We start from the raw sequence: 19,647 nt of genomic DNA on the forward strand, positions 1-19,647 counted from the left end.
ATTTCGATTTATTTTTTCATTATTCGACTTTCTTTATTTTACTAAAAAGAATATTTTATTTCAACATATTTTCCATAAAAAAATTTTAATAATCAATTTTCTAAATTTTCTATTAAAATATTTTGTCTAAATCGTCTTCGCTATAAACCTTTATCCCATTTTGAATTAAAAGCTCTGCTGTAATTCCGTTGCCTTCCTTTAGCCTACCCCTAAAAGTTCCATCATATATAAAACCACACCCACAGGAAGGACTTTTTGACTTTAAAATTGCAATTTTCACATCATAAATTTTTGCAAGTTTTAAAGTTTCATATGCGCCTTTAACAAAGCAGTCTGTAACATCTTGGCCTTCAATATTTATAACCTTTCCATTACCGTCTAATACATCTTTTGAATTTTCCGCTTTTATTTCGGCTGGTTTTCTTGGTGTTGGTAGTCCCCCTAATTGTTCTGGACATACAGGAATAGCTGGATATTTTTTGATAAATTCTAAAACCTTAATATTCTTATTATCACCCCCATTATATTTGCAACATAGTCCTAGTAAACAAGCACTGATTAAAATCATAAGACCACTCCTTAGACATTAAAAATTTATATTATATTTCGACATTTTTCAATATTTTAGACAAAAACTTAATATAAATTTTTCTTAATTATATTTAAGACAAATTTAAAAATTTAATAGGCCATGAACTAATCGTTCAATGGCCTTTAAACCTACTTTAGTTCAACTACTGTTACACCACTTCCACCTTCATTTATATCGCCCATTCTCATAGATTTAACGTGGTGGTGCTTTTTCAATGCTTGCCTTATACCTTCTCTTAAAGCTCCTGTACCTTTTCCATGTATAATCCTTACTGAATTAAGTCCTGCAATATATGCATCGTCAAGATACTTATCTAAATTATATAAAGCTTCATCTACTGTTTGACCTCTTAAATCAATTTCTGAAGATATATTCTGAGCCTTTTGCTTTATTATATTGGTAACACCAGATTTTTTAACTTCCTTTTTATTTACTTCAACTTTTTTCAATTTATTCAAAGGAACATTCATCTTTATAATACCAATCTGTACTTGAACCTCACCCTTTGAATCTGGTTTTGAAAGTACTACTCCCTTTTGTGAAACTGTTGTTACAAATACCTCTTCTCCAACATTTACATCCTCTAATTGTTCAAACTCATCCACTTGATCTTCCTGCACATTTTTATTTACTTCATCGATTTTTTCTTTTAATTTTCTTCTTGCCTCTTCTGCTTGCTTTAATGATATAATTTCACTATTTTTCTTTAGTTCTGTAAGTTCCTTCACAATTGCATCTGCTTCAAATTTTGCCTGTTGAAGTATTCTTCTTGCCTCTTCTTGAGCCTTTCTTATTAACTTTTCCCTCTGATTATCAAGCTTAAATTTTTTATCAGATAACTCCTTCTTTATCTCTAAGGATTCTCTCTTTATAGCCTCTACCTCTTCTATTTCCTTTTCTAATAAAATAGTTTTATTTTGAAGTGCCTGTATTACATCCTCAAACCTAGCAGCATCCTTTGATATCTTCTTTTTAGCATTTTCAATAATAGAATTATCAAGACCAAGTCTTTTTGATATTTCAAATGCATTTGACTTACCTGGTATACCTATTAATAACCTATAAGTTGGCCTTAGTGTTTCTACGTCAAATTCAACACTTGCATTTTCAAAGCCTTCCTTTTCCATAGCAAATACCTTTAGCTCACTATAATGGGTTGTTGCTACTATTTTAGATCCCTTTTCATAAACATACTCAAGTATAGACATAGCAAGGGCAGCACCCTCAGTTGGATCTGTACCTGCACCAAGTTCATCTACTAAAACTAAAGATGAATCATCTACTTCCTTAAGTATATTTACTATATTTGTCATGTGAGATGAAAATGTAGATAAACTCTGCTCTATACTCTGTTCATCTCCGATATCAGCAAAAACCTTTTTAAATACTGAAACCTGTGAGCCAGAAGCAACTGGTATTGCAAGCCCTGTCATTGCCATTAGTGTCAGAAGCCCTGTTGTTTTTAAAGTAACTGTCTTTCCACCTGTATTTGGTCCTGTAATTACTAATGCTTTGTACGCTTCACCTAATCTTATATCTATAGGTACAACCTTTTCTTTATCAATAAGTGGATGTCTTGCTCTTTTAAGATTTATATAACCATTTGTATTTATTTCTGGTATTGTCGCATCTAAATCAAGTCCAAACCTTCCCTTTGATAATATGAAATCTAAATAACCTATATTAAAATTATTGTGCTCTAAGTAGTCAGAATTCATAGCAACCTTTTGGCTTAATTCATATAATATTCTCTCTATTTCTTGTTTTTCCTTAAGCAATAATTCTTTAATTTCATTATTTAATTCAACAACTGCCATAGGTTCAATAAAAAGTGTTGATCCACTTGCTGACTGATCGTGTACAAGTCCTGGAACACTTCCTTTAAATTCAGCCTTAACAGGAAGAACGTATCTATCTCCTCTTAAGGTAATTATAGGATCCTGTAGGTATTTAGAATATGTCTGAAGCATAGATTGTAATTTTTCTTTTACTTTAGCATTTTTATCTCTTATCGATCTTCTTATACTAAAAAGCTTTTCACTTGCTCTATCTGATATCTCATTTTCACTTAAAATTTTTGTCTCTATTTCATTTTCAAGTCCCTTTATAACAACTAAAGAGTCAACCACCTCATATATTATAGGGCATATTTCCTGTTTATTACCATCATTCATAAACTCCTTAAGTTGTCTTGTGCATTTCAAAAGTGAATTTACCCTTAAAAGCTCTATTGGTTGAAGCGTAAATCCCATTTTAGCCCTTTTTAATGTATCTGTTAAATCATAAGAAATGTTTATTGGTAAGTTACCCCATCTTAAAACTGCTTCAAATCCTTCTTTGGTTTCCTCTAATCTTTCTCTAATCTCATGAATGTTAGTTGAAGGCTTAAGTTCCTTTATCATCTTTTTTGCAATTTCAGTAAAGGCTCTTTGCTCTAACATATCTATAATTTTATTGTATTCAAGTATCTTTAACGTTTTTTCATTCATAAAACCCATCCTTCCTTATAAAACACCTCTATAGTAATGTCCTTTTGTTATTTTATCATTAAGCATTTTTAAAACATAATCTATATTTTTTGTTAATTTATATTCTTTATTATTCAGCATATCTACAGCTTCTCTAAATGCTTTTGATATGTTAACTGCATCATCTATTGACTCATCCAAGAAATATACTATTAGGTTATCAACACCTGTTTCACATACATCCCTCAAATCTTCAAGCATACACAAAACTTTTGAATTATATATGTGGTTTCTACAGTACATATCAGGCACAACTAAAAATTCTTCATTCATCCTATCCTTTAAATAGTGTATTTTATTTTTGCATATAAGAGCACAGTTTTCCCTTCCTTGCCCCTTGGAACTTCCAATAAAACATTGTCTTGACACCATCATTTTTATTCTTCCATAAACAAAAGCCATTGTTTCCTTATGCGTATGCTCCACTAAATCCTTCATTTCTTTTAAATTTAGCTCTAATGAAATTAGACTCCCTTTATTATCTATAGCCTTAGTTGATTCTGAATTAAATATATTAAATCCTCTATCTAATAAAATTTCAAACTGCTTAGATTTTAAGTATCTATAGATACCCATATTGCCACAAAGCACAGAATTTATACCAATATTTTTAAGATCATCTAGCTGATTTTTTATCTCATCCTGTTCTTCTAATACAATTTCAGGAATCCAAGGATTTGCTTTTATACCCTTATTAATTAAATCTTTGATATTTCCATTATTTATTCTTAACTTGTCTCCTCCAAAATACACCTCATCAAAATATTCATGCACTGCCTCTACTATATCTTGTCTTCCTGTTACTAATACTAATTTCTTTAAATTTCTCTTTTGCATAGTTTCTGAAATAAAATTAACCTTCACTTCTTCTCTTTTGCCTTGTTTCTTTTCTAATAGCTTTTCTATTGCCTCTCTCCTTAGACTATTTATTTTTGAAACTGGTACTATTACATCATCATCTAGTTCTGCTGTTAGATTTGTTAATATATATGGCGTATCCTTAGTTTTTGATAGGCTCTCCTTTAATTTTTCTATTGTAATTGGTTTGCTAATGGCAATTTCCGGTGGATTTGATAGTATTGAAACTTCATCTCCATATATATCCCTTATTTTTAAAACAATATCCTCATTTTTTCTAACCTTTATATAAGCGTCTATTGGTATTCGTTTTATTTCTTTTCCTTCAAAACTTTCCTTTGCTCTGTTTATAAGCTCAATATCAGATGTTTTGTATAATATATCTCCTGTCTTTGCACCCTTTAAATAAAATTCCACTTCATCCCCAGATGAAGCCTTCTTTATGATACTTCCCTTCTTTTTCATATTAGCAACAACAACACCTATACCCTTGTCAAAAACCTCAACCCCATCTCCTTCATTAAGCTCAGCCTCAAGCTTTACTCTTATAAAATCTCCCTTAACATTAACAACTCGTCCAAGATATGTTCCCCAATTTCTAGGTTTTTTGTAACTCATCATTTCACTACCCTGCCTTTTAAACATAAAGGCAGATGTGAAACCACCTCTATTGAATATTTGAGTTACATCCTCAATATGGGATTTAGTAAGCTTTCCATCTATTGCAGCTCTATATGCAGAAACAACTGTTGCAACATACTCAGGCCTTTTCATTCTTCCTTCTATTTTTAAAGAATATACACCTAGATCCTTTATTTTATCAATAAATTCTAATGTAGATAAATCTTTAGGACTTAAATGATATGCCTTTTTATCATGGAGCCTATATTCTAATCTACAAGGCTGTGCACATCTTCCTCTGTTTCCACTTCTTCCTCCAATTATACTACTCATAAGACACTGTCCAGAAAAACTAATACAAAGTGCTCCATGAACAAACATTTCAAGTTCAGCTCGTGTATTTTTTGATATATATTCTATTTCTTTAAGTGATAGTTCCCTCGCTAAAACAACTCTTTTTACTCCTAAATCATATAGCATCTCTACTGCATCAAGATTGTGGGCCGTCATCTGTGTGCTTGCATGAACCTCAAAATCAGGCAAGTACTCTCTTAAAAGCTTTAAAAAGCCTAAATCCTGAATTATTATAGCATCTACACCTATTGAATACAAAAATGCTGCATATTCTAAAGCTTGTTTAATTTCACTATTCTTAAGAAGTGTATTTAAAGTAACATAAACCTTTACATTATAGGCATGGCAAAATCTAACAGCTTGTATTAGCTCATCTCTATCAAAATTGGCTGCACTCTGTCTTGCAGAAAACTCCTTACCACCTAAATATACAGCATCTGCTCCATTTAAAACAGCCGCCTTTAAACTCTCCATGTCACCTGCTGGTGCTAAAAGCTCTAGCATATTAATCTCTCCCTTTAGTTTTATAACAACTTTATTATACACTATTTATTCTATTTTACAATTATAATAAAAAAGGCTGCATAAGCAGCCTTAATTAACAATCAAGAGGTATACCTTCAATTAAGATATCTTGGTCTACTCCTAATTTATCAAGAACATCTACAAATATGCTGAGTAATATTTCTGTTGCTCCTTGACTAGCGTGTGGTCCGTTTTCAATATATGGTGGTTCTCCTTCTATATTATGACCTACAGGATGTTGTGTTAATTTACAGTCATTTAATATATCATAATCTGATCTTACGGCTTTAATTAAAAGATGTGACTGAAGTGTTGGATCATCAAAGCATTCTTTTGGAATTTCTGCATCAAATGCAGTTAATGGTACATCCTTAACCCACTTAAATTTTGGATTTGTGTCTTGATCAATAACTTCTAATGTTTCACCTACACCAATAACCTGTGGTTCATTCATATTAGTTATGAAACAAGCTGTTGGATCTTCTTTGTAAACATCATCTGGGAGAACAACTATACCAAAACTGTTATCTTCATACTTAACCCAAAGTACAACCTTGAATGTTATAGTAAGCCTTGCTTTGTGATTACAAATTATTTCTTGTGTAGCTTCCCAATCTGTTATTTTCACTTCATTAATGCATTTTACTCCATAAGCATTTTGTCCAACTAATTTCTTATCAACGCAAAAATGAAGTGGAAGTTTTTCTCCTTCATCTGCTTCAAAAAGTATTTGTTCTTCATTTGCATATTTTGCTAGTATCCTCTTTACATAAATGTCAAGTTGTTGTGGTGTTCCATTTCTTAAGAGGTCTGTCATTATATTTTCCCTCCCTAATTAATTTCATAAATTCAAATTCTAATTTATACTATGCAATCAAGCTTAACTGTGTGATTTATCTACCAAAAAATCTTGGAAAATTTGATCCTTTTTTTTCTAGAGTATTAACCTTCTCTAAAACAAGTTTAATGGTTTCATTTAAAAGCAATATCTGTGATTCAAAATATTTTTTCTGTTCTTCTAAATTTTTGTTGATTTCCCCTAACATAAATTCTATGTTCTTTTTAAATATATCAACAACCTCGCCTAATTCATTAACATTATTTATTAGATTATTTATAACCTCAGCATTTTTATCTTCTTGGTCTCTTTTTAGACTCTCCTCACTTGCCTTTTTTAACAAATCTACTTGCTTTTTAAGTTCATCCATTTCAAAATTTAACCTCTGTATTTTTGTATTAATATTGTCAAATATACTTTCACTTTGCGATTTAATTACCTTCTGCCAACCTGTATTAAACTCATATTGCACCTGATTTGGATCCTTACGTGCCAAAATTTCATCCTCCAAAGCATGGTTTATTATATAATATGCTATTAAATTAATTTAGGTCACAAAAAAAATAGGGTAATTACCCTATTTTTTAAAATAATCAACAATTCTTTTCCTAAGAGCTATTTTTTCCTTTTGCAATTCACTTGACATTTCGTTTTTTTCTTTTTTTAAACGTTTTATCTCGTCTTGCGCTCTTGCATTTTCTATTTCTAGTAATGAATTCTTTTTTTTCTCTTTATCTAATTTTTCTTCTAAATCCTTAATCCTTTCTACTAGCCTTGTACACTCTGCAGACAAATTTAAAGTTTTAACTCTTTCCATTTGAAGTTCAGAATTTATTGTACTCAATTCTAGTTTATATCTTTCTATCTCATTTTTTAGATAATGATTTTCTTCTTCTATTTCACTTAGTCTGCTAGATAATGTTTTAACTATACTATCTAAATTAACTATTACATCTTTTATGTCCATGTCATCTAATCCTGCAGCAACCTGCATATATGTTTGCATGTTATTTAATTCTTTTAGCATAAGACTTTTCTCCATAAGTAAACTAATACAAACTAAACTCTCCCCTGAAATCTTAATAGTTTTATATTTCAAATCTATATCATAATTAAAATTAATTTTTTTAAATTTCAAGTTGCATTCTAACTCTAAAAAATCCTCAAAAGATACACTAGGCTCAAAGTACTGTCTAAATGCTCTTATACAACTATCAAAGCTATAGGTTAAAGTATACCTGTTTACATTATTATCTTCTAAAACATCTACTAAAAGAGTACACTCTATATTAATTTCAATATTAATATATTTGGGATTCCTTGATATGTTTTTTATATTTATGAACTCTTTGTGTGAAACAATATTTTTTATCTTCGTTTCAAAATCAAATTTTATCTCCCTATCTAAAATTACATGATTTTTAATATATTTGGTTTTTATAGTTTTTGTAGTAATTACATTCATAAAAAATTCCATTCAACTTGCTATATATTATATATATTTTTATAAAACTAATTTTATGTACAAAAAAAGGGCCTAAAGCCCTATCATACTGATCTTTTTTTGGTTTGAAGTTCTTTGAAATCCTTAAGATCCTTCTTTAGTCTAACTAGTTCAATTTGACTCTCTAAAAGTTGTTCCTTCATGCTGTTTAGCATCTCTTTTGTTTCCTTTAGTTCTACTTCTGCCTGTTCATTTCTTTCTCTTAAGTATGCGTTCTCCCTTAGTAAAGCTTCATATTCTTTTATCTTATTATCATATTCTTCCTTAAGCTTATTAAAGTATTCTACGTTCTCCTTCTCCTTTTGTTGTATCTCATTCATGCTTTCTTTAAGCACACTATTTTCTTCAACTAATTTCTTGTATTCCTCATAAAGTGCTTTATATTTTTCTTCTACCTCTTTAAGCCTTTCATTTGGAATAACAGTACTCTTTTTTATATTTTCCATTTGCCTTTTTAATTTAAACATCTCATCTGTTACCGTTAAAGCTGTTAGCACCGCAGAAGAAGTTGTATTATGTTTTGGGTTACTTGTAAGTATCTCCTTGACTTTTTTATCTACATAATTAGCAATAGAAAATAAATAATCCTCTGTATCTTCACCCATTAATGTATATTCAACGCCATTTATCTTAACTACAACCTTATTAACCATACCAAGCACCCTTTCAAGTTTAAATAGAGTTAACTACTTATATTTTACATTAATTTCTTTTATTATACTATACCTTTTTTAATTTTCAATAAAAAAATTAAAACTTAGATAGGAAAACCTATCTAAGTTTTGCATCAAGTTTTTCTTCAAGTTCTTTTACTATTGAATTATGAACTTTATTTATTTCTTCATCTGTTAATGTTCTATCTTCTGCTCTATATATGATTGAATATGCTACACTCTTAAAACCTTCTGGTATTTGCTTACCCTTATAGACATCAAATAATCTTATTTCTTCAATTATACCTTTACCTTGCTTTAACATTATATCCTCAATCTTTTTAACTTCTACTTCATCTTTCACTAAAAGTGCCATATCTCTTAAAACTGCTGGGTACTTTGGTAGAGGCTTGTATTTCTTATCTAGTTTTGCTGCCTCAAATAAAGTTGGTAAATCTATTTCTGCAATATACACTCTTGTTTCTAAATCATAGTTTTCTAAAACATCAGGATGAACTTCTCCTAAAACTCCTGCATTTTTCTTTCTAACTAGTAATTTTGCACATCTTCCTGGGTGGAAAATTGGATTATTTGTCTCTCTTTCAAACTCTGCCTTGTCTACAGATAAAGCCTCTATTAGATTTTCTATTATACCTTTTAAATTATAAAAATCAACATCACCTGCTATAGCAACACAAAGCTTATATCTCTCATCAGGAAGGTCTTTTCCTATATTTAAATATACCTTACCTATTTCAAACAACCCAACTTCTTTGTTATCCCTTAGAATATTTCTCTGCATTGCTTCTAGCATTGAAGGGATAAGGGTAGTCCTCATAATACTAAAATCTTCACCTAAAGGATTTGCAATGTTTATCGCATTTCTAAGTTCACTATCCTTAGAAATATTTATCTTATCAAACACTTTAGGGCTATAGAATGAATATGTCAATGCTTCATATAATGAAGAAGCTACCATTGTTCTTTTTACAGTTTCAATCATCTTTTGTTCCTTTGTAATTTCTGCTTCAACTGCTTCACCTACAATTTTTTGAGTTGGTATAATATCATAACCATATAATCTAGCAATCTCCTCTGCTACATCCTCTTTTATCTTTACATCCTGTCTAAAAGTTGGAACCTTTATGATTAGTTCATCTTTTACTTCTACTTCCATTTCAAGCCTATTTAACATTTTAACCATATCTTCAACATTAATATTAGTTCCTAAGAAATCGTTTATCCATTTTGGACTTACTCTTACATAATGAGGTTCAAGCTTATTACTATAAATATCTATTACCCCACCTACAACTTCTCCAACACCTAAAGTTTCAAATAAATGACACGCTCTATTTACAGCTATTTCAACTAGATTTGGATCTAAATCCTTTTCAAATCTTGATGAAGCCTCTGTTCTTAATCCTAATTTTTTGGATGAAAGTCTTGTTGTTACTCCATCAAAATTAGCAGATTCTAATACTATCGTATTTGTTGATTCTGTTACTTCTGAATTTTGTCCGCCCATTACACCTGCAACTGCAACAGTTTTTTCAGCATCAGAAATTACAATCATTGAATTATCTAACTGTCTTTCTACACCATCTAGTGTAGTAAACTTTTCATCTGAAGCCATTTTAACAATTATTTTATTACCTTCTATGTTATTATAATCAAAAGCATGAAGCGGTTGACCTAATTCAAGCATTACATAATTAGTTATATCAACTACATTATTTATTGGCCTAACCCCTGCCTCTTGAAGTTTAGCCTGCATCCACTCTGGTGATGGACCTATTTTTATATTCTTTATCATCTTTGCCATATATCTTCTACAAAGAGGTGTTTGAACTTCCACCTTTAAGTAATCACTTATATTTTCATTATTCTCCTTAAAACTTAAATCTAACTTTTTAAGTTCACATCCAAAGGACGCTGCTGTCTCCCTTGCTATACCATATATTGAAAAACAGTCTGCTCTATTTGAAGTAATTTCAAAATCAATAACACCACCATTTAGTCCAAGTATTTCTTTAATATCCACTCCAATTGGTGTATCCTCACTTAAAATCATTATTCCATGTACCGAATCTTCATCTGCAAGACCTAACTCAGCTTCTGAACAGAGCATCCCATTTGATTCTGCCCCTCTTAACTTACCTTTCTTTATTTTTACTCCTCCTGGAAGGGTTGAACCATGTAAAGCAACAGGTACAATATCACCCTCTTTAATGTTATCTGCACCAGTTACTATCTGTAAAACTTCATCCTTCACATCTACTTGGCATATGGTTAATTTATCTGCATTAGGATGTTTTTCAGTCTTTATTATTTTTCCTGTTACTACCCTATCTATTTCCTTCCCTTTTTCTATTACTTCCTCAACCTTTGAACCTGTAAGTGTTAATTTTTCTGCAACTTCATTAATATCTTTATTTATATCTACATATTCTAATAGCCAATTAAATGGAACCTTCATGCTATCCCTCCTTAGAACTGCTTTAAGAATCTTACATCATTTTCATAGAAAAGTCTAATATCATCAATTCCATACTTTATCATTACTATTCTCTCAAGTCCTAATCCAAATGCAAAACCACTATATACCTCAGGATCTATTCCACCTGCCCTTAATACATCCGGATGAACCATTCCACAACCTAATATTTCAATCCATCCTGAACCCTTACATACTCTACATCCTAAACCATCACAAACAAAGCATGAAACATCAACCTCTGCAGAAGGTTCTGTAAATGGGAAGTGATGTGGTCTAAACTTTGTTCTTGTCTTTTCACCAAACATTCTTTTTGCAAAGGCATCTAAAGTTCCTTTTAAACTTGCCATTGTTATACCTTTATCAATTACAAGCCCCTCTACTTGATGAAATATTGGTGAATGGGTTGCATCCGCAGTATCAGATCTATAAACTCTACCTGGGGCAATTATTCTAATAGGAGGCTTTTTATTTTCCATAACTCTAATCTGAACTGGAGATGTTTGGGTTCTTAAAACAACATTTTGATTTATGTAAAATGTATCCTGTTCATCTCTTGCAGGATGATTTTTAGGTATATTTAAGGCTTCAAAGTTATAATAATCTAATTCTACTTCTGGTCCTTCTGCAATTGAAAATCCCATACCAATAAATATTTCTTTTATTTCATCTAACGCCTTAGTTAAAGGATGTAGTCCTCCTAATTTATTTTTCTTGCCTGGCATTGTAACATCTATTGTTTCCATTGAAAGTCTAATATTCTTTTCCTTCTGTTTTATATCATATTTTGCCTGTTCGATAGCATTTTCAATAGTTTCTCTAACTTCATTGGCAATTTTACCCACAATCGGTCTTTCTTCAGGTGATAGCTGACCCATTCCTCTTAAAATAGATGTTAATTCTCCCTTTTTACCTAAATATTTAACTCTTATTTCATCCAGCATTTGACTTGTACTGCACTCTTTAATTTTTATAAGCGCCTCTTCTTGTATTTGTTGTAACTTTTCTCTCATTTTCCTACTCCTTTCTATGTAATATTCCAAACAAAAAACCCTTCATCCCTAATAAGGGACGAAGGGTAAACTTCGCGGTACCACCCTAATTGGCCTAAGGCCCACTCATTTGAATAACGGTCATCCCGTTCTGCCCTACTTTAATTTCAGGCAGAAAGCTCCAGAGGGAAACTTCAACTAACCCTTCTGCAGACAGGCTCTCAATCTCCGGCCCATCCTCCCTGTGCAGGGTATTAGCCTACTTGCCTCCTTCATAGCCTTTATTTTTTGCTTATTATAACATAGGTTAAATTATGTGTAAATACTAATTATAACCTTTGTCTTAAGGCTTCATATATAATCACTGCTGCTGCAACAGAAGCATTTAGCGATTCTGCTCTACCTATCATCGGAATCCTAATCTTTTTATTACAAAGCATTATATCCTCTTGTGACATACCATTTGCTTCATTACCTATTACAACTGCAGTTTTTCCCTTTAGATCTGTTTTATATAAATCTTCTCCATCTAAAGCTGATGCATATATATTAAATCCCATAGAATATAGGTTCTCTACTGCATCTTTAAAGGTTTCATAATATAAAATTGGAATATGGAATATTGACCCCATTGTCGACCTAAGAGTTTTGTCATTATAAACATCAACTGTACCCTTTATTATATAAACTGCATCAACACCTGCAGCATCACATGTTCTAATTATAGTACCTAAATTTCCTGGATCCTGAACCTTATCAACAACTACTACAAAACTTAAATCCTCATTTATTTCAATTTTAGGCTTTCTCACAACTGCAACAACTCTTTGTGGAGTTGTTGTATTAGTAAGCTCTTTTATTACAGACTCATCTACTTCAAATTTAGGTAAATCATTGTTCAAAACTCTTTCGTACCCGTTTACACTATATATATCCTTACTATAAAATATGTGGTCAACAAGGCCCTCTAAAATTGCTTCTTCAACAAACCTAATGCCCTCTACTAAAAATTTATCCTCTTGTTCCCTATATTTTTTCTGCTTTAATTTAATAGCATTTTTTACTATGCTACTATCCCTTTTAAGTACCATACAAACTACATCCTTTGCATCTCTATATTTTTTATATCATCAGTACCACCTATAACAACAAGTACATCTCCCTTTTTAATTACATCCTCTGCAGATGGAGAAATGTTAATATCATTATCACGTTTAATTGCCATAATATTTATACCATATCTAGTTCTTAAGTTTAGCTCCTTTAATGTCTTATTTTCCCATTCTTCTAGTGCAGTTACTTCCATGATACTGTAATCTGGGGATAATTCAATGTAATCAAGTATATTTGATGAACATAAGTTATGAGCCACCCTTACTCCCATATCTCTTTCTGGAAATACTACTCTATCAGCACCTATTTTATATAACACCTTTGCATGAAGTTCATTTTGCGCCTTAGCAATTACATATTTTACTCCTAACTCCTTTACAAGAAGTGTTACAAGAACACTAGATTGTACATCAGATCCAATTGTAACAACCGCAATATCAAAATTTCTTATCCCAAGAGATTTTAATGTTGCTTCATCTGTTGCATCAGCTTGAACTGCATGAGTTACATATTCAGATATATCCTGTACAACTTCTTCATCTTTATCTATGGCTAAAACTTCATGTCCTAAAGAATACAGTGTCTTTGCTATACTTGAACCAAACCTTCCAAGCCCTATAACTACAAACTGTTTAGACTTCATTATTAATAACCTCCTAAAATCATCCTATTAGTATCTTATCTTCAGGATATTTAATTAAATTTGTTGTTGTATGCTGTTTATGTGCTATTGCCATTGTTATTGTTAGTGGACCTACTCTACCTATGTACATAGTTATAATTATTATTATTTTACCAATTAACGTCAACCTCGTTGTAAGTCCCAACGTCAATCCCACTGTTGCAAAGGCTGATGTTGCTTCATAAAGGAATTCAATAAATTCACCATTTTGGACTATTGATAAAACCATAGTAACTGCAATAACTATTATAAAACTTATCATAGTTATACCAAGTGCTCTATAAACATAACTTTTATTTATTCTTTTTTCATATATCTCTGTATCTTCCTTACCTTGAACGACTGCAACTACTGTCATAAAAAGTAAAAATGCAGTTGACGTCTTTATACCTCCACCTGTTGAACCTGGAGATGCTCCAATGAACATCAATATTATAGTTAAAAACTTTCCTGCTGTTGTCATATCTGATGTAGATATAGTGTTAAATCCGGCAGTTCTTGGTGTAACTGATGCAAATAAACTTGCTAGTAGTTTTCCCTTCATACTAAGTTGACCTAAAGTTTTTGGATTGTTATACTCTAGCACTAAAAATAAAATCATTCCAATTATAATCAGAAAGGCTGTTGCAGATAAAACAACCTTTGCATGTAAAGATAATTTTTTTGTTTTTCTATAATTTATTACCTCAGTTAATACAGCAAAACCAATACCTCCAAAAATAATTAAAGCACATACAGTTAAATTTACAACAGTATTTTCTACATACGGAGTTAAACTTTGAAAATTTCCTATTAGGTCAAAACCAGCATTACAAAAGGCTGATACTGCGTGGAACAGACCAAAATATAACCCCTTTAATAATCCATACTTAGGTATAAACTGTGTTGATAGAGCTACAGCTCCTAAAAGTTCAATTGAAAATGTAATGCCTATTACATAAAGTGCTAGTTTTACTACACCTTGTATATTAAATGTATTATAAGCCTCTTGCATTATCAACCTTTCACGAAGTGAAATCTTTTTTCCTAATATAAGTGCTATCAATGTAGCAAAGGTCATAAATCCAATTCCACCAATTTGTATGAGCAGCATTATAACTATTTGTCCAAACAAGCTGTAGTGAGTACCTGTATCAACTGTTACAAGTCCTGTAACGCAAACTGCTGATGTTGCTGTAAATAGTGCATCTATATAATCAGTTGGGTTTCCATCTCTTGATGCAATAGGAAGAGACAGCAAAATTGAACCAATTAATATAACAGCTGCAAAACCTAGAGCTAATATTTGTACAGGTTGAAATTTATAAAATTTAATTCCGTCTATTTTTTCTTTAATAAACATAATTATTTAAACCTCCAATATTATACTACTAAAGTATAATACCAAAAAAACTATATTTTATACAAAAGCTAAAAGACCTGAAAATCAGGCCTTTTAGCTTAAAATCTATTATGCATTTATTTTTTCCTTAGCAATGTTTACTAATTCTGTGAATGCAGCTTCATCATTTACTGCTATTTCAGCAAGCATCTTTCTGTTAATGTTTATACCTGCAAGCTTTAGACCATTTATGAATTTTGAATATGATAGTCCATTTGCTCTTGCAGCTGCGTTAATTCTTGCTATCCATAGCTTTCTGAAGTCTCTCTTCTTTAACTTTCTACCAACATATGCTGTGCTTAGTGCTCTCATTACAGCTTGCTTAGCAATTCTGTAATTCTTGCTCTTAGCACCATAGTATCCCTTTGCAAGTTTTAATATCTTTCTACGTCTTTTATGTGAATGTACTGCTCTCTTAACTCTTGCCATTTTTTAAACCTCCTTTGCCTCTTATGCGTATGGTAATAACTTTCTTACTATCTTGAATTCTGTCTTAGCAACATAAGTTCCTCTTCTTAGTTGTCTCTTTCTCTTTGAAGTCTTCTTAGTTAGGATATGTCTTCTGAAAGCATGTGCTCTCTTGAACTTTCCATTTCCTGTCTTTCTATATCTTTTTGCTGCACCCTTATGAGTTTTCATTTTAGGCATAATTATTTCCTCCTCTCTTATTTTCAACCTTTCTTTGGTGCTATTACCATAGTCATATTTTTACCTTCAAGCTTAGCTGGTTTTTCTATTTGACCAACTTCCTTAAGCTTTTCATAAAATCTATTTAATATTTCTTCACCAAAGTGAGCATAATCTGCTTCTCTTCCTCTAAATCTAACAGTAACCTTTACCTTGTCTCCATCTTTTAAGAACTTTTCAGCATTTTTTGCCTTAACATTCAAGTCGTGTTCTTCTATGTTTGGAGTTATTCTTATTTCTTTTACTGTTATCTGTTTCTGTTTCTTCTTTGCTTCCTTTTCCTTCTTTTGTTGCTCATAAATGAACTTTCCATAGTCCATTATCTTTGCAACTGGTGGTTCAGCCTTTGGAGCTATTAATACTAAATCTAGCTGTCTTGCTTCTGCTATCTCTAGTGCCTGCTTTGTTGGCATTATTCCAAGTTGCTCACCATCAGCAGTAACAACTCTAAGCTCCTTAGCTCTAATTTCTTCGTTGATTAAATGTTCTTTATTAATAACATTCACCTCCTAAAAGATTACAAAACAAAAGCGGATGGACAGACTCCATCCGCAAACATTCAGAACTTATTGCAATAACCTTACTACCTTTGGCGTAAGGTGAGAAGCGGATGGCTTCTACTTAACACTTAAATAATATATCATACTATATTTTACATGTCAACTATTTTTATTACAATGTACTAATTTTTTTATCTATTTCTTCCTTAATCTTAGCTAAGAAGTCTTCAACAGCCATTGCACCCATATCTCCTTCTTTTCTTGAACGAACAGATACATTTCCTGCCTCTACTTCTTTGTCACCTAGTATTAACATATATGGAACCTTTTGAAGTTGTGCTTCCCTTATCTTATATCCAATCTTTTCATTTCTTAAATCTGATTCTACTCTTATTCCGCTTTCTTTAAATTTCTCTTCAAGCTGCTTTGCATAATCATTTGCTCTGTCTGTAACAGGAAGTATCTTTACTTGTACAGGTGCAAGCCAAGTTGGGAATGCTCCAGCATAATGTTCTATTAATATTCCTATAAATCTTTCAATGCTTCCAAATATAACTCTGTGTATCATTACTGGTCTGTGCTTTTCTCCATCTTCACCTATGTAGTGAAGATCAAATCTTTCAGGCATTTGGAAATCTAACTGAATAGTTCCACATTGCCATGTTCTACCTAAACAATCCTTTAAGTGGAAATCAATCTTTGGTCCATAGAAGGCACCATCACCTTCATTAACTTTATAATCAAGTCCTGCAGCATTTAATGCATCAATTAATGCATTTGTTGCATTTTCCCAATCCTCATCGCTTCCCATTGAATCCTCTGGTCTAGTTGAAAGTTCAACATGATACTCAAATCCAAATAGTTTGTAAACTTCATCAATTAGTCTAATTACACCTAAAACTTCATCTTTTATTTGTGTTGGAAGCATAAATATATGCGCATCATCCTGTGTAAAGCATCTAACCCTCATTAATCCATGTAATGCACCTGATATTTCGTGTCTATGTACAAGTCCAAGTTCTCCAAGTCTAAGTGGTAATTCTCTATAGCTGTGCATTTGGCTCTTATAAACTAATATACCTCCAGGACAGTTCATTGGTTTTACTGCAAAATCTTGTTCATCTATCTTTGTAAAGTACATATTCTCTTTATAGTGATCCCAGTGTCCTGAACGATGCCATAATGATTCATTTAATATTATTGGAGTTTTTATTTCTTTATATCCATTCTTTTGATGAATTTGTCTCCAGAAGTTTTCAAGTTCATTTCTAACAACCATACCCTTAGGTAAGAAGAATGGGAATCCTGGTCCTTCTTCCATTATAGCAAATAGTTCTAGTTCCTTACCAAGTTTTCTATGATCTCTCTTCTTTGCCTCTTCAAGCATATTTAAATATGCGTCTAAATCACTCTTTTTAGTAAAGGCTGTACCATATATTCTCTGAAGCATCTTATTCTTTTCATCGCCTCTCCAGTATGCTCCAGCTACTGATAGAAGCTTTATAGCCTTAACTCTTCCAGTTGATGGAACATGAGGCCCCGCACAAAGATCTACAAATTCTCCTTGCTTATAGAAGGATATCTCTTCTCCTTCTGGTAGTTCTTCAATAAGCTCCACTTTATATGGTTCATTCTTTTCCTTCATTAGCTTAATAGCATCCTCTCTTGAAAGAGTAAATCTTTCAAGTTCATAATCTTCTTTTATAATTTTTTCCATTTCCTTTTCAATTTCTGAAAGCATATCTGGTGAAATAGGAAAATCTGCATCAAAATCATAATAGAAACCATTATCAATTGCTGGTCCGATAGCTAATTTTACATTTGGATAAAGTCTCTTTACTGCTTGAGCTAAAATATGAGAAGCAGTATGTCTAAGTGCCCATCTTCCATCCTCATCGTCAAAAGTTAGTATTTCCACTGAACAATCCCTATCAATTGTCTTCATTAAGTCAACCACTTCACCATCAACCTTTGCAGCAAGTGCCGCCTTATAAAGTCCCATACCTATCTTTTTGGCTACCTCTTCAACCTTCACTGGACCTTCAAACTCTAAAACCTTTCCATCCTTTAATGTAACTTTAATCATTTTTATCCCTCCTTATGATATTTTTATAAACAAAAAAACTCTCATCCAAAAAATGGGACGAGAGTTCTCGCGGTTCCACCCAAATTGACCTTACGGTCCACTCAATGCATTAACGCAGCTTCACGCCTAGCCTTACTAAGCTTCAGGTAGGAGCTTCGGGGTGGTTTTCAATCATCCATGTTAAGGAAACCTTCCAGCCAATGGGTTTCCCTCTCTGGTAACTGGGTATGATTTACTCTTCCCCTTCATCGCCTTTTCCTATTTTACTAATAATTATATTTATTTAAATTATTTATGTCAATATAATATTATTTGTTGATGTACAAAGTTCACATCCGCTACAAACTGTCAATCTATCACAAAATATATTTTTGATTGTCTCTATTGTTTCTTGGCTTGTAGAATTTTCAATACCATGTATTATAATATTTTTTGGTGCATAGGTAATTAGTGCACTGATTAACATATCATGAATTGTTGCATCTATTTTGATTTCTGTTCCAAAATCTTCAAAAAACTCCGATGTTATATTGTTGTATTTATTATCATGAATTAAGTAATTACCATCCCTTTGAATAACTACATTAATCACATCATATCTACTTTCTTGAACATCAACAAAATACTTAAGAAGCTTTATAAACTCACTATATTCTTTTTCTATGATATATTCCTCTGTAATTTTTTCAACAATATACTTTAAATCCGATTCAAAATTTCTAAGCCTAAAGGTTATAAACCCATCAATTATTAGTTCTTTATTTTCATCTAGGTATTCTTCAATAATTTTTAATATAGTATTTTTTCTATTTATAACAAAAGATACACTATCGGCCGAAAAAATACCTGTTCCATTTAAAGCCATAACACACTTTTCTTTTATTAATTTTGCATCCTCATGGGATAAAAAATCGTAGTCATTTTTTAATATTTTTTCTATAATAACTGACTCATATTGATTTACAATATATTCATATATGAGGTTTGCAACATAAACATAAAACATTTCACTAAAACTATCAAAAATTTTTATATCTCTTTCTGTTTCCTTCAAGACACATTTAATATAATTCATGTTAGAAACTTTATTCTCATAAAGTGCTATATTTACACCTTTATCCTTGAAATAAAGACAAAGCTCACTCAATCTATCATAAATTTCTCTATTATCCTTGCTAAATCCAATAGATAGGAGAATCATATTATCACTCCCTTCAAGTTTAGTATATGTTCATA

At 31.5% G+C, this 19,647-nt stretch carries 17 protein-coding genes and 3 other annotated features; all 17 genes read right to left on the bottom strand.

Annotated elements, in window-relative coordinates; translation table 11 throughout:
• Positions 1 to 112: 112 nt before the first annotated feature.
• Positions 113 to 568, bottom strand: coding sequence for a 2-thiouracil desulfurase family protein (locus TCEL_RS07015; RefSeq protein ID WP_018662560.1), 456 nt, complete (start codon positions 566 to 568; stop codon positions 113 to 115).
• Between the two features lie 152 nt (positions 569 to 720).
• The gene (locus tag TCEL_RS07020; RefSeq protein ID WP_018662561.1) at positions 721 to 3,081 is read right to left on the bottom strand and encodes an endonuclease MutS2; all 2,361 of its coding nucleotides are present in this window, start codon (positions 3,079 to 3,081) and stop codon (positions 721 to 723) included.
• Between the two features lie 15 nt (positions 3,082 to 3,096).
• The gene (locus TCEL_RS07025; RefSeq protein ID WP_018662563.1) at positions 3,097 to 5,457 is read right to left on the bottom strand and encodes a U32 family peptidase; all 2,361 of its coding nucleotides are present in this window, start codon (positions 5,455 to 5,457) and stop codon (positions 3,097 to 3,099) included.
• Between the two features lie 94 nt (positions 5,458 to 5,551).
• Positions 5,552 to 6,295 (bottom strand): hypothetical protein, encoded by a 744-nt coding sequence (locus tag TCEL_RS07030; RefSeq protein WP_018662565.1) that lies wholly within the window; start codon positions 6,293 to 6,295, stop codon positions 5,552 to 5,554.
• A gap of 76 nt (positions 6,296 to 6,371) precedes the next feature.
• Positions 6,372 to 6,812 (bottom strand): hypothetical protein, encoded by a 441-nt coding sequence (locus TCEL_RS07035; protein WP_018662567.1) that lies wholly within the window; start codon positions 6,810 to 6,812, stop codon positions 6,372 to 6,374.
• A gap of 81 nt (positions 6,813 to 6,893) precedes the next feature.
• A complete protein-coding gene (locus tag TCEL_RS07040) occupies positions 6,894 to 7,781 on the bottom strand; it encodes a hypothetical protein (RefSeq protein ID WP_040683768.1) in 888 nt (295 codons plus the stop codon).
• Positions 7,782 to 7,864: 83 nt separating this feature from the next.
• Positions 7,865 to 8,473 carry a cell division protein ZapA gene (locus TCEL_RS07045; protein ID WP_018662572.1) on the bottom strand — a complete coding sequence of 203 codons (609 nt, stop codon included), beginning with the start codon at positions 8,471 to 8,473 and terminating at the stop codon, positions 7,865 to 7,867.
• A gap of 118 nt (positions 8,474 to 8,591) precedes the next feature.
• On the bottom strand, positions 8,592 to 10,952 hold the full coding sequence (gene pheT, locus TCEL_RS07050; RefSeq protein ID WP_018662574.1) for a phenylalanine--tRNA ligase subunit beta: 2,361 nt from the start codon (positions 10,950 to 10,952) through the stop codon (positions 8,592 to 8,594).
• Between the two features lie 11 nt (positions 10,953 to 10,963).
• On the bottom strand, positions 10,964 to 11,983 hold the full coding sequence (gene pheS, locus TCEL_RS07055) for a phenylalanine--tRNA ligase subunit alpha (RefSeq protein WP_018662576.1): 1,020 nt from the start codon (positions 11,981 to 11,983) through the stop codon (positions 10,964 to 10,966).
• Positions 11,984 to 12,034: 51 nt separating this feature from the next.
• Positions 12,035 to 12,247, bottom strand: a binding site (T-box leader).
• Positions 12,248 to 12,291: 44 nt separating this feature from the next.
• The gene (locus tag TCEL_RS07060) at positions 12,292 to 13,053 is read right to left on the bottom strand and encodes a TrmH family RNA methyltransferase (protein WP_018662578.1); all 762 of its coding nucleotides are present in this window, start codon (positions 13,051 to 13,053) and stop codon (positions 12,292 to 12,294) included.
• A 5-nt stretch (positions 13,054 to 13,058) separates the two neighbouring features.
• Positions 13,059 to 13,718, bottom strand: a complete 660-nt coding sequence (locus tag TCEL_RS07065) for a potassium channel family protein (protein ID WP_018662580.1) — start codon at positions 13,716 to 13,718, stop codon at positions 13,059 to 13,061.
• Positions 13,719 to 13,737: 19 nt separating this feature from the next.
• Positions 13,738 to 15,099: a TrkH family potassium uptake protein gene (locus TCEL_RS07070; protein ID WP_018662582.1), complete on the bottom strand. Its 1,362-nt coding sequence runs from the start codon at positions 15,097 to 15,099 to the stop codon at positions 13,738 to 13,740.
• Between the two features lie 108 nt (positions 15,100 to 15,207).
• Positions 15,208 to 15,567: a 50S ribosomal protein L20 gene (gene rplT / locus TCEL_RS07075; RefSeq protein ID WP_018662584.1), complete on the bottom strand. Its 360-nt coding sequence runs from the start codon at positions 15,565 to 15,567 to the stop codon at positions 15,208 to 15,210.
• A gap of 21 nt (positions 15,568 to 15,588) precedes the next feature.
• Positions 15,589 to 15,786 (bottom strand): 50S ribosomal protein L35, encoded by a 198-nt coding sequence (gene rpmI, locus TCEL_RS07080; RefSeq protein WP_018662585.1) that lies wholly within the window; start codon positions 15,784 to 15,786, stop codon positions 15,589 to 15,591.
• Positions 15,787 to 15,809: 23 nt separating this feature from the next.
• Positions 15,810 to 16,331, bottom strand: coding sequence for a translation initiation factor IF-3 (infC, locus tag TCEL_RS07085; protein ID WP_018662587.1), 522 nt, complete (start codon positions 16,329 to 16,331; stop codon positions 15,810 to 15,812).
• Positions 16,332 to 16,341: 10 nt separating this feature from the next.
• Positions 16,342 to 16,454 (bottom strand) — a sequence feature (ribosomal protein L20 leader region).
• 43 nt (positions 16,455 to 16,497) lie between these two features.
• A complete protein-coding gene (gene thrS / locus TCEL_RS07090) occupies positions 16,498 to 18,411 on the bottom strand; it encodes a threonine--tRNA ligase (protein ID WP_018662589.1) in 1,914 nt (637 codons plus the stop codon).
• 50 nt (positions 18,412 to 18,461) lie between these two features.
• Positions 18,462 to 18,669 (bottom strand) — a binding site (T-box leader).
• A gap of 34 nt (positions 18,670 to 18,703) precedes the next feature.
• Positions 18,704 to 19,612 (bottom strand): putative sporulation protein YtxC, encoded by a 909-nt coding sequence (gene ytxC, locus TCEL_RS07095; RefSeq protein WP_018662591.1) that lies wholly within the window; start codon positions 19,610 to 19,612, stop codon positions 18,704 to 18,706.
• Between the last annotated feature and the right edge of the window lie 35 nt (positions 19,613 to 19,647).

It is taken from the genome of Thermobrachium celere DSM 8682 (genome assembly GCF_000430995.1).
In the GTDB taxonomy this organism is placed as follows: Bacteria; Bacillota; Clostridia; order Clostridiales; family Caloramatoraceae; genus Thermobrachium; species Thermobrachium celere.